Below are 11,329 nucleotides of genomic sequence, written 5' to 3'. Positions count from 1 at the left end.
GCACAGGGCAGGGAGCGGACCAGGCGTGAGCGGGCAGCAGAAGACAGCACCGGACCCCTACTTCCCGGGCAACGGTGACTCCCGCTACCGGGTGCACCGCTACGAGCTGGAGCTCGACTACCGGCCCGCACCGAACCGGCTCGCGGGCGCGGCCCGGCTCAGCGCCATAGCGGGCCGGGCACCGCTGACCGAGTTCCAGCTGAACCTCGGCGACTTCCGCATCGGCCGCGTCCGCGTCGACGGCCGCGCCGCCCACTACTCGCACCGCGGCGGCAAGCTGCGGGTGCGCCCGGCGAAGGCGCTGCCCGCCGGGTCCGCGTTCACCGTCGACGTGCACTACTCGGGCAACCCCAAGCCGGTCAACAGCCCCTGGGGCGGGCTCGGCTGGGAGGAGCTGACCGACGGCGCGCTGGTCGCGAGCCAGCCCGTCGGGGCGCCGTCCTGGTACCCGTGCAACGACCGGACCGCCGACAAGGCCGCGTACCAGATCTCGATCACCACCCCCTCCGCCTACCAGGTGGTGATCGGCGGCCGGCTGCTCACCCGCACCACCAAGGCCTCCACCACCACCTGGCTCTACGAACAGCCCGCGCCCACCCCCAGCTATCTGGTCGGCCTCTCCATCGGCAAGTACCAGACGGTGCTCCTCGGCGACCCCGGGCTCAGCGGGGTGCCGCAGACCGGGCACTTCCCTGCGCACCTCCTCGCCGAGTTCTCCCGGGACTTCGCGCGCCAGCCGCAGATGATGGCGCTCTTCGAGGAGCTCTTCGGGCCCTACCCCTTCGCCGAGTACGCCGTCGTCGTGGCCGACGAGGAACTCGACGTGCCCGTCGAGGCGCAGGGCCTCTCGCTGTTCGGTGTCAACCACGTGGACGGCGCCCGGGGCGCGGAGCGTCTGGTGGCGCACGAACTCGCCCACCAGTGGTTCGGCAACAGCGTCACCATCGCCGACTGGCGGCACATCTGGCTCAACGAGGGCCTCGCCAAGTACGCGGAATGGCTCTGGTCGGAGCGCTCCGGCGGGCGCACAGCCCAGGAGCTCGCCGCCGCCGCCCACCGGCTGCTCGCCGGGCAGCCGCAGGACCTCAAGCTGGCCGACCCCGGCCGCAAGCTGATGTTCGACGACCGGCTCTACGAACGCGGGGGCCTCGCCGTGCACGCCGTGCGCTGCGCACTCGGCGACGACGCGTTCTTCCGGATGCTGCGCGAGTGGGCCACGGTCCACCGGCACGGCGTGGTCAGCACGCAGACGTTCACCGCCCACGTCGAGCGGTACGCGCACGGCCCGGTGGACGAGCTGTTCCAGGCCTGGCTGTACGAGACGCGGCTGCCTGAGCTGCCCACCGCCGTCGCCTGAGCACCGCCGGGTGGCGCCGTCCAGGGGGCCGTCCAGGACAAGGGGCGCCGCATTGCGGTCGCCGTGACGTGATGCGTACGGCGAAACCGGGGCCGCGGCGATGAAAGCGGCGTAATTTTCGCCCGGCCCGATGGGATTTGTCGGCGGGATTTCGTAACGCCGGGCGGGCCGAATTGGCCAGAGTACGGGAATCGGTCCCGTGGGCCTGGGACGCCCTGGCCGGGGCGAGGTACGGCCGCCTAGGATCGCCGACGCGAAGCTGAACCGGTGGCGCACGTTCCGGGCGTTGCCCCATCACGACCGGAGAATTTCGGGAGAAATTCAAGAGGGAGTGGAAATGATGACGGGGGAACAATTGAGCGTCGCTTCTCTGCCGTGGACGGAGCCCGAGTCGGTGCCCCGGCCGATGGCGGGGGCACCGATGTCCCCGGAGTCCCCGGAGCCATGGGCGCCGTCATCGGCGATCGATGAGATCCGCTGCCTGCACACCCTCGGCCCCACCGGCACCAACCTGGAGACCGCCGCCCACGTGTGGCTCCAGAGGCGCGGGCGCGCCGACGACGGGCAGGTCGTCCTGCACACCTCCCTCGAACAGGCCATGGAGAGCGTGCCGAGGACCGGCGAACACGCGCTGCTCGCCTGCGCCGTCTACCCCGACCTGCACACCCTCGTCTTCGGCAACCTGCACGCCTGCCGCATGGTCGACTGCTTCCTGTGGCCCACCCACGAGATGGTGCTCGCCGCCCCGCCCGAAGCGCGCGCCGAGCCCCGCACCGTGGCCACCCACCCCGCCCCGGCCGGGCTCGTACCGGACGGCGGCGCACGGCGGCTGGTGACCAGCAACGCCCAGGCCGCCATCGACTGCGCCGACGGCCTCGCCGACGCCTGCGTCACCACCGTCGTCGCCGCGCGGGCCCACGGCCTGCGGGTCGTGCGCAGCTTCGGGGAGGTGCCGATGGTCTTCACCGTCCACCACGTGCGGGAACCGGCCCGCCCCTTGCGGGAGCCCGCCCGCCCCCTCGGGGAGCCCGCCCGCCACGTCCGGGAGTCCGTCCGGGAGTCTGGCCGATGACCGGCACACGCGCCGCGTACCGCCTCCGGGACGACCTGCTCGACGAGGCCACCCGCCTCGGCCACGGGCTGCTGCCCCGGATCGACGACTTCCGAACCCGCCAGCGCGACGACGGCACCGTCCCCGCCCCCGGCTGCGACGACCGCCGCCGACTGCTCGCCATCAAGGACGAGGCCGTCCGTTGGTTCGCCGGGCACGGCCGCGCGGCCCAGGCCGACGCGCTCGCCGCCGACATCGACGAGTGGCTGGCCGCCGGACTGGACGAGCCGCCGCACTTCGCCCGCAGCCGCGACGCCCTCACCGCCCCCGCCGACGGCGACTGGGCGGCGTTCCTCGCCCCCGTCCAGACCACCAACAGCGCCCCGCCGGTCGGCCGGCGCCTGGAGTTCTTCCTCGTCCGCCGCAAGGAACCCGACGGGCTGCCCGAACTCGCCGTCCACTATCCGCACCCCAAGAACAACTGCCAGGCCACCGTCCTGCTCGCGGGCAGCGCGGGGTTCGCCCAGGGCAACTGCATCGTCTTCTTCCCCGAGAATGTCGCCGCCCACGACAAAGTCACCGACCAGAATTACGCGATCTTCTTCTTCAACAAATTCCGCCGGATTCACGAGACGTTCGCCCTGCCGTCCGCGCAGTCCGTGCTCACCGCCGAATCCGTGCCCCAGGACTCGGCCGGACTCGACCCCGAAGTGTGTTACCAGGCCCGCGCCGTGTGGGGATATCTCCACGACTACTTCCACCACCAGGGCCGTTGGCCGCTCGACCGGCACGTGAAACTCAAGATGAACTGGTTCATCGGCCTCCTCGAAGAGCTGAAGGTCGACGCGAAGACCGTCCTTGCCTGCCACACGGACCCCGCCGTCCCCTATGCCGACGAGCAGATCGCCATGGTCCTGCTGGAGCGCGTGTTCCGTTACCCCCTCGACGCCCACGCCGTCCGCAACTTCGACGCGGGCACCGGCGTGTTCCTCTACTCCTGGCTGCGCGCCCGCCGCGCGCTCACCGCCGACCGCGACGGCCGGCTGTGCCTGGACCCCGACCGGGCCCTCACCGGGCTGCGGGAACTGGTCGACGCGGTCGAGGACATGGAAGCGTCCGTCGGCACCCCGGCGGAGTACCGGGCCGCGGCCAAGGAGCTCGTACGCACCCAGCTGCGCGAAGGCGCGGACGGCGACCGCTACGCCTTCACCGGCGACCAGCGGACGCTGCTGCGGGCACGGGAGCACCTCACGTCCCTGCCGCCGCTGCGGTTCGCACCGGGGGAGATGTGAGCGGTGCGCGGCGGGCCGTATCCGGATGAACGAACACTGACGAGAGGGCGGAGCAGCCATGGGAAGCCGTGAGCGGGCCACGCTGGACCGGGCCGCGATGGAAGCCGCGGTGCGGCAGTACTTCGAGGCGTGCAACAAGGTCGACCGCGACCTGTTCGCCCAGTGCGTGTCCGAGCGGGTCGTGCACTACCTCGCCCACGGGATGTCCGGGCCCGTCCCCGGCATCGACCCCATCGTGGAGCGCTGGGGCGCCGACGTGCGGGCCAACGACTCCCACTGGGCCGTCGACGCCGTGTACGCCGACGAGCACAGCCGCACCGCCGTCTGCGAGTGGACCGCCTTCAAGCCCCGCCTGGGCAAGGTGCTGCGCGGCGCGGAGGTCTACCGCTTCGACGACGCCGGACTCATCGACGAGGTCCGCATCTACTACGCCTCCCGCCGCGACGACACCGTCGCCGTCAACGAACTCGAAGGCTTCCCCTACGCCGAGCGGGGCTTCGCCACATGACCCGGGCCGCCCCCGCGCCCGCCACGCCGCCCCTCGACGACCGGGACGGCGCCATCTGGTGCGACGGCGCGTTCGTGCCCTGGCGCGAGGCCCGCCTGCATGTGCTCAGCCACGGACTGCACTACGGCGGCAGCGTCTTCGAGGGCGAACGGGCCTACGGCGGCCGCGTCTTCAAACTCCACGAGCACACCGCCCGGCTCGCCGCGTCGGCCCGCACGATGGGCTTCGAACTGCCCTGGTCCGTCCCGGAGCTCGCGGCCGCCACCGCCGAGACCGTCGCCCTCGCGGGCCTCACCGACGGCTACGTACGCCCCGTCGCCTGGCGCGGCAGCGACACCCTGCGCCTGGTCGCGCCGGACAGCCGCGTGCACGTCGCCATCGCCGCCTGGCCCTGGCCGCGGATCTTCACCGAAGGACCCCGCGGCATCCGCCTGCGCACCTCGAGCTGGCGCCGCCCCGCCCCCGACACCGCGCCCGTCAGCGCCAAGACTGCCGCCCTCTACGCCCTCGGCGCCCTCGCCGGACAGGAGGCCGAGGCGGCGGGCCACGACGACGCGCTGCTCCTCGACCACCGCGGCCGCCTCGCCGAGGCCACCGGCGCCAACCTGTTCCTGGTGATCGCGGGGGAACTGCACACCCCGCCCCCGGAGTGCGTCCTGGACGGCATCACCCGCCGTACCGTCATCGACATCGCCCGCGACCGGGGACTCTCCGTCGTCGAACGCCACCTGCCCCCCTCCGAACTGACCCGCGCCACCGAGGTGTTCCTCACCGGCACGGCGTACGAGGTCCAGCCCGTCACCGCCGTCGACGCCCTGCGGTTCCCCCTCGGCCCGGTCGGGGCGGCGCTCGCGGCGGCGTACGGACGGATCGTGCGGGGCGAGGAGGGGTGCCCGGCGCCCGGCCACCCCGCCCCCGCGGTGAGCGAGCGCGGATGACGGATCGCGGGGCCGAACCCGTCCGTCCGGTTCCGGCGGACGGGCGGCGCGCGGCCTGGACCACGGGGGCCAGGGCCGCCGTGCCGTTCACCGTCGCGATCTTCGCCTTCGGGATCTCCTTCGGCGTCCTCGCCAAGGGCGCGGGCTTCGGCGCGCTCGCCGCGACCTCCATGTCCGGCCTGGTGTTCGTCGGTTCCTCGCAGTTCGCCGCCGTCTCGGTGATCGTCAACGGCGGCGGCTGGGCCGCGGCGGCCGTCGCCGGGACCCTGCTGAACCTGCGCTACCTGGTGATGGGCTTCGCCATCCTGCCCGCGCTGCGCGGCGGCCGGGCCCGCCGCGCGGTCGAGTCCCAGCTCGTCATCGAGGAGTCCTGGGCCATCGCCAGCGACGCGGACGGCCGCTTCGACCGGGTGCGCCTGCTGTCCTCCGGGGTGGTGCTGTGGCTCGGCTGGGTCCTCGGCACCCTGCTGGGCGCGATCGGCCCGTTCAAGGCCGTGGACATCCTCACCTACGGCCTGGACGCCGTCTCGCCCGTCCTGTTCTTCCTGCTGCTCGCACCGCACCTCGGCACCGCGCCCAAACGGACGGCGGCCGCCACCGCCGCGGCCTGTGCCGCGGTCCTCACCGCCGTCGCCGTACCCGACACCGCCATCGCCGTGGCCTGCGTCGTCGCCGTCGTGTGGACGTGGCGGTCCCGATGACCCGGACCCGCACCACCGTCCGCCCCGAGCGGCCGAGCCCCGGCCGCGCGCTCAGGAGGGCCCGATGAGCAGCGACCCGTGGATCGTCGTCGGCGCCCTGGTGGCGACCACCTTCCTCATCAAGGGCGCGGGCTCCCTGGTGATGGGTGATCGCGAACTGCCCGCGTGGTTCCCGCGGTTCGTCGAGTACCTGACGCCCGCGCTCCTCGCCGTCCTCGTCGTCACCCAGCTCGTGGGCGCGGCGGGCGCGCACGGCATGACCTTCGACGCCCGGCTCGCCGGCTTCGCCGGGGCCCTGGTCGCCTGGCGGCTCAAGGCCCCCGTACCGCTGGTGATCCTGGTGGCCGCCGCGGTCACGGCGGGGGTACGGGCGCTGAGCTGAGGCCGGGGTCCGCGCGCCGCACGGCGGCCGCCACCTCCAGGGCGCGGGCGAGGCCCGGCCGGTGCCCGGCGGCCCGGCAGAGCCGCAGGGAGCGCTCCACGGCCCGCGCCGCCCGGGCGTGCTGACCGAGCGCCAGATGCACAAGCGCCAGCTCCGCCCGCGCCTCGGCCTCGACGAGCCGCAGCCCGGCCTGCCGGGCCGTGGCGAGAGCCCGCCGGGTGCACGCGAGCGCCTCGCCGTACTCGCCCAGGTGCCGGTGCACGGCCGCGAGGCCCACGAGCGCCCCGGCCTCGGCCCGGCGGCAGCCCGCCGCGCGCGCCGCCTCCAGGGCGCGGCCGTGGTGGTCGAGAGCACCCGGCGCGTCGTCGAGGCGCAGCAGCACCGTGCCGATGGTGGTGAGGGCCTCCGGCTCCACGAGCCGCCGATGGGTGCGGTGCGTGACGCCGAGCGCGTCGACGGCGTACTTGAGGGCGAGCCGTGGATCCCCGGCGTCCCGGCACGCCACCGCGAGGGCGTTGAGGGCGCCCTCCGCCGCGTAGGTGAACAGCAGTCTGCCGTCCGCGGCGAGCGCCCGGGTGAGCAGGCGCTGCGCCTCGTCCGCCGCGCCGAGCGCGTGCTCGACGGCGCCGAGCCCCCACAAGGACAGCATCACCGTGTGCTGGTCCCGCGACGCCTCGGCGCGTGCCCGGCCCGTGCTGAAGTGCCGGTGGGCGGCGGCGAGTCGGCCCTGGTCGAGGCGGACGAAGCCGAGCAGGCACAGCGCCCAGGCCTCCCCGGCGGGCTGCCCGCCCGCGGCATAGAGGGTCAGGGCCCGCTCGGCGTCGCGGGCGGCCTGGTCGAGGGCGCCGCGCTCGCGGTGCGAGGCGGCGAGCCCGAGCACCGCCCCCGCGGTCTCCACGGGCCGCCCGCTCCGCGCGAACAGGGTCTCCGCGTGGGCGCTGTGCCACAGCGCCTCGTCGTGCCGGGCCAGTTCCCACAGCACGTAGCACATGCTCCAGTGCATCACCGCCCGCGCGTGGTCGTCGTGCGCGGCCTCGGCGGCCCGCAGCCCGGCGTGCGCGGCCCGCAGCCAGTCCGTGCGGCGTCCGTGCTCCATGAGGTGCCCGTGCAGGGCGAGCGCCGCCTTCCAGGCGAAGGAGCGCGGCCCGTGGCGGACGGCGTGCCGGGTGCAGGCGAGCAGCACGGTCCGCTCGTCGTCGAGCCACGCCAGTGCCTCGGCGGTGGAGGTGAAGGCCAGCGGCGCCGTGGGGGAGCCGTCGGGCTCCGGTGGGTCGGCCGCGTACCAGGAGTAGAAGGTGCCGTACAGCAGGTGGGCGGCCTGCTCGGCGGTGGCCAGATACCAGGTGAGCAGGCGGCCGACGGCGCGCTCGCGGGCGACGGGGCTGTCCTCGGCCCGGGCCCGCTCCTGGGCGAACAGGCCGACGAGGGCGTGCAGTTGGAAGTGGCCCGGCTGGTGGCTCTCCAGCAGGCTGCGGGCGACCAGCTGGTCCAGGAGCCGGGCGGTGGCGGGCAGGTCGGTCCCGGCGAGGGCGGCGGCGGCCGGGGCGGAGATCCCGGGCCCCGGGGCGAGCGCGAGCAGCCGCAGGAGCTCCCGCTCGGCGGCGGGCAGCGACCGGTACGACAGGGCGAGCACACCGCGTACGCCGGTGTGCTCCTCCTGGTCCAGGGTCAGCTCCCGCAGCCGGTCGCCGCCGCGCAGCCGCCGCACGACCTCCTCGATCGGCGGATGCCGGTCGCCGATCAGATGGGCCGCGACGATCCGCACGGCCAGCGGAAGCAGTCCGCACAGCCGGACGGCCTCGGCGGCGGCCTCCGGCTCGTGCCGCACCCGGTCCGCGCCGATGACGCGGGAGAGCAGGGCGAGGGCCTCCTCCTCGCCGAAGACGCTCAGGCTCACCCGGTGGGCGTCGTGGAAGGCGGTCAGGCCCCGCAGGTCGTTGCGGCTGGTGACGACGACGAAGCAGGTCGGCGAGCCGGGCAGCAGCGGGCGCACCTGCGCGAGCCCGGCCGCGTCGTCGAGGAGGATCAGCATGCGCCGGCCCGCGAGCAGCGAGCGGTACAACGCCGCCTTCTCGTCGGTGCTCTCCGGCAGATGCCCGGTGCCGACCCCGAGCGCCCGAAGCAGTTGCCCCAGCGCCTCGTCGGCCGTCGTCGGCCCCTCCTGGGCGTGGCCGCGCAGATTCGCGTACAGCTGTCCGTCGGGGAAGCGGTCGGCCACCCGGTGCATCCAGTGCAGCGCGAGGGTGGTCTTGCCGACGCCCGCCATGCCCGACACGGAGGAGATCACCAGCGTCTGCCCCGGGCCCGCGTCGTGCTGGGCGAGGAGCGTGTCGAGCTGGCGCAGATAGTCCGAGCGGCCGGTGAAACTGGCGACGTCGGGCGGGAGCTGACGCGGCACCGGCCGGGCGGGGGGCGGAGCCGGGGCGAGGGGGGCGCCGACGGGGGCGAGGGCGGGATCGCCAGAGAGGACGCGCTGATGGAGTTCCTTCAGCGGGCGGCCGGGCTCGATGCCCACCTCCGCGTCGAGCAGGTGGTAGAAGTCGCGGTACGAGGCGAGGGCCTCCGCCTGCCGGCCGGAGCGGTGCAGCGCCAGCATCAGCTGGCAGCGCAGCCGCTCCCGCAGCGGGAACTCACTGACGAGCGTGGTCAGTTCGGCCACCGACTGCTCGTAGTGGCCCAGCTCGATCAGCGCGTCGATGCGGTCCTCGCGGGCCACGAGCCGCAGCTCCTGCAGGCGTTCGGCCTCGGCGAGCGCGAAGCTGCGGTCGCTGACGCCTTCGAGGGCCGGTCCGGTCCACAGGGACAGGGCCTCGTCGAGCAGCGCGACCACGGCGCCGGCGTCGCCGTCGGCGGCGGCCTTGCGGGCCTGGTCGGTGAGGTGGACGAAGCGCAGGGCGTCGACCTGCTCGTCGGACACCTGGAGGGTGTAGCTGGTGTTGCTGCGGGCTCCCGCGCTGACCAGGACCTCGAACCCGGAGGTGGCCCGCCGCCCCGGCTCCAGGATGCGGCGCAGATGCAGGACGTGCGTGCGCAGGGCGCTCACCGCGCCGTCCGGCGCCTCGCCCTCCCACAGGAGTTCGGCGAGCCGGGACGTGCTGACGGGGTGGCCGCGGGCGAGGGCGAGGGCCGCGAGGAGCGCGCGCTGCTGGGGTCCGAGGCCGACGTGACGACCTCGGACCTCCACGCTCACCGGGCCAAGCAGGCGGATCCGCACCGACTCCTTCGGTGCCTGCTCCACCTCGGGCCCGGGGGTGCGGCTCACGCCATTGCCTCGATTCCCTCGGCTTCCCTGCGCGTCGTCGGCGTCCCGCCGCTCCGCGGCCCGCTCGGCGGACCGGCCATGGACCGGTGGGACGGCCTGGTCGTGATCTGTTCGACGGCCCGCCCGGTCTCCCGCCGGGCCGACCGCTCAGGCGGGTCCGGCGACGAACCGCCGGATGACGCCCTCGGACACCGAGAACTCCCACGCGGTGTCGATGTCGCCCCAGATGTCGTTGTGGAAGCGGGCCGTGACCGACAGACCGTCGGGCGACTCCCGCACCACCTCCATCCGGGCGTGGGACGAGAACAGCTCACGTTCCACCCACGCGCCGAGGTCGCGTTCGGTTCCCACGTCGATCACGGTGGCGTCCGCGGCGAGCACGGTCCAAAGGGCCTCCGGGTCCTGGGCGTTGACCGCGTCCACGAAGGCGCTCACCACCGGATGGGACGGCATGCGGTCATGGGGGGTCATCTGGCGTGCCTCTCTCGCGGGTCGGTCAGCCGCCGGTCGCGGCGCGGTGCAGTGCGTAGGTGTCCTCGAACAGGTGGTAGCGCGTGACCTCGCCGCCGACCACCGTGAGATGGGCGGCGAAGGGCGTGGTGAGCGGGGCGCCGGTGGCCTTGACGGTGTCGCGCAGGTGGCCGAGGATCACGCCCTGCTCGCCGTCGACGACGATGTGCGTGACGGTGAACTCCTCGGGCTGCAGATACGCGTGCAGGGTGGTGAAGAACTCCGTGACCCCCGCCCGCCCGGTCCGGTTCCCCGACCACGGCACGTCCGGCGAGCCCGGCGCGACCCACTCCGCCGACTCGGAGAACAGCCGCACCGCGCCGTCCAGGTCCCGCTCCGCGAGCCGGCCCAGATAGGCGTCGATCACTTCCCTGGTCGCCCGGTCGGATCCCGCGGGGGACTGCGTGGACATCTCACCAACTCCTCGTCGCGTACCGGCCCTTGGGTGTGGAGGTCCAGTGTGGTGCGCCTGGGGCGGCGAGCGTAAGTCACACGCCTCATTCCCGCCACGGGTTGGCGCTGCGGCGCGGCCGGTCGGGAGCGGCGGGGTCTGACTGGAAACAGCCGTCCGGGCCCGGCGGCAGCACGCGGTGCCAAAGAGTCGCAAGAGTGATGCCTCGAAAGCTTGCGCGTGGCGCCATAGTGGTGCGACGATGGCGCCATGGAACTCACGCGGTACGTCGACAACCTGCGCCAGGAGCTCTCGGTCGCAGTGGAGGCGGGCGACGAGGAGACGCGAGAACTCGCCGAACGCCTCGTCGCGCCGCTGGCTTCCGCTGTCCGTCTGACGCTTCTTGACGCGCTGTCGGCCGCCGCGGACGAGATCACCCGCGACCTGGCCCCTGGTTCAGTCGAGATACGCCTGCGGGGTCTGGACCCGACGTTCGTCGTGACGCTGCCCCCGCAGGACCAGTCGTTCCACGACGAGGTCGACCACGACTTCGACCACCCGCACCCCGGTGTGGCGCCATTACTGGTGTCACTGGCGCCAGTGACGGTGAACGGGGAGGAAGGTGCGACTTCCCGCATCAACTTCCGACCGCCCGAGCACCTCAAGACCCGGATCGAGGAGGCTGCTGGGCGCGAGCGGCTGTCCGTCAACGCGTGGCTGGTTCGCGCGGTCTCCGCGATGCTGGAGTTCGACGAGCGCGGCCGCCGCGCGGAGCAGCGCGTGCCGCGCGCCGCACCGGGAAGCTCCCAGCGCTACACGGGCTGGGTGAACTAGCCGCACCGCGGCCACAGACTTCGGGCCGGCATGCTGCCGCACGCCGGTACCGATCCCGCGGCCCTGGAGACCGACCTCCCCCGGCGGTCTCCAGGGCCGCACC

Annotated in this window: 11 protein-coding genes; 8 read left to right on the top strand and 3 right to left on the bottom strand. The window is 73.9% G+C overall.

Annotated features, from left to right (window positions below; genetic code table 11):
* The first annotated feature begins 25 nt into the window (after nt 1-25).
* The 7 genes from ACZ6BG_RS33705 to ACZ6BG_RS33675 all read left to right on the top strand — a co-directional run bounded on the left by ACZ6BG_RS33705 (nt 26) and on the right by ACZ6BG_RS33675 (nt 6,229).
* A complete protein-coding gene (locus ACZ6BG_RS33705; RefSeq protein ID WP_469008562.1) occupies nt 26-1,357 on the top strand; it encodes a M1 family metallopeptidase in 1,332 nt (443 codons plus the stop codon).
* 355 nt (nt 1,358-1,712) lie between these two features.
* Nucleotides 1,713-2,429 carry a type 2 periplasmic-binding domain-containing protein gene (locus ACZ6BG_RS33700; RefSeq protein ID WP_469008560.1) on the top strand — a complete coding sequence of 239 codons (717 nt, stop codon included), beginning with the start codon at nt 1,713-1,715 and terminating at the stop codon, nt 2,427-2,429.
* Nucleotides 2,426-3,700: a DUF6421 family protein gene (locus ACZ6BG_RS33695; RefSeq protein ID WP_469008558.1), complete on the top strand. Its 1,275-nt coding sequence runs from the start codon at nt 2,426-2,428 to the stop codon at nt 3,698-3,700. Before ACZ6BG_RS33700 ends, ACZ6BG_RS33695 begins: the two co-directional genes overlap by 4 nt.
* Before the next feature lie 58 nt (nt 3,701-3,758).
* A complete protein-coding gene (locus tag ACZ6BG_RS33690; protein ID WP_469008556.1) occupies nt 3,759-4,208 on the top strand; it encodes a nuclear transport factor 2 family protein in 450 nt (149 codons plus the stop codon).
* Complete coding sequence (locus ACZ6BG_RS33685) at nt 4,205-5,146, top strand: branched-chain amino acid transaminase (protein ID WP_469008554.1); 942 nt, start codon at nt 4,205-4,207, stop codon at nt 5,144-5,146. Before ACZ6BG_RS33690 ends, ACZ6BG_RS33685 begins: the two co-directional genes overlap by 4 nt.
* Nucleotides 5,143-5,847, top strand: coding sequence for an AzlC family ABC transporter permease (locus ACZ6BG_RS33680; protein ID WP_469008552.1), 705 nt, complete (start codon nt 5,143-5,145; stop codon nt 5,845-5,847). Before ACZ6BG_RS33685 ends, ACZ6BG_RS33680 begins: the two co-directional genes overlap by 4 nt.
* 64 nt (nt 5,848-5,911) lie before the next feature.
* Complete coding sequence (locus ACZ6BG_RS33675; protein WP_030357079.1) at nt 5,912-6,229, top strand: AzlD domain-containing protein; 318 nt, start codon at nt 5,912-5,914, stop codon at nt 6,227-6,229.
* Here the strand turns inward: ACZ6BG_RS33675 and ACZ6BG_RS33670 are convergent.
* The 3 genes from ACZ6BG_RS33670 to ACZ6BG_RS33660 all read right to left on the bottom strand — a co-directional run bounded on the left by ACZ6BG_RS33670 (nt 6,201) and on the right by ACZ6BG_RS33660 (nt 10,413).
* Nucleotides 6,201-9,491, bottom strand: coding sequence for an AfsR/SARP family transcriptional regulator (locus tag ACZ6BG_RS33670; protein ID WP_469008550.1), 3,291 nt, complete (start codon nt 9,489-9,491; stop codon nt 6,201-6,203). The genes ACZ6BG_RS33675 and ACZ6BG_RS33670 overlap by 29 nt on opposite strands.
* A 147-nt stretch (nt 9,492-9,638) precedes the next feature.
* A complete protein-coding gene (locus tag ACZ6BG_RS33665) occupies nt 9,639-9,962 on the bottom strand; it encodes a nuclear transport factor 2 family protein (RefSeq protein WP_469008548.1) in 324 nt (107 codons plus the stop codon).
* Nucleotides 9,963-9,987: 25 nt separating this feature from the next.
* Nucleotides 9,988-10,413 (bottom strand): nuclear transport factor 2 family protein, encoded by a 426-nt coding sequence (locus ACZ6BG_RS33660; RefSeq protein WP_469008545.1) that lies wholly within the window; start codon nt 10,411-10,413, stop codon nt 9,988-9,990.
* Between the two features lie 249 nt (nt 10,414-10,662).
* Between ACZ6BG_RS33660 and ACZ6BG_RS33655 the strand changes: the two genes are divergently transcribed.
* Nucleotides 10,663-11,226 carry a hypothetical protein gene (locus tag ACZ6BG_RS33655; protein ID WP_469008543.1) on the top strand — a complete coding sequence of 188 codons (564 nt, stop codon included), beginning with the start codon at nt 10,663-10,665 and terminating at the stop codon, nt 11,224-11,226.
* The last annotated feature ends 103 nt before the right edge of the window (nt 11,227-11,329 follow it).

This window comes from Streptomyces sp. NPDC041205 (genome assembly GCF_055591765.1).
Note: the sequence above shows the minus strand (reverse complement) of the source record. Positions and strands in the feature narration are given on the sequence as shown.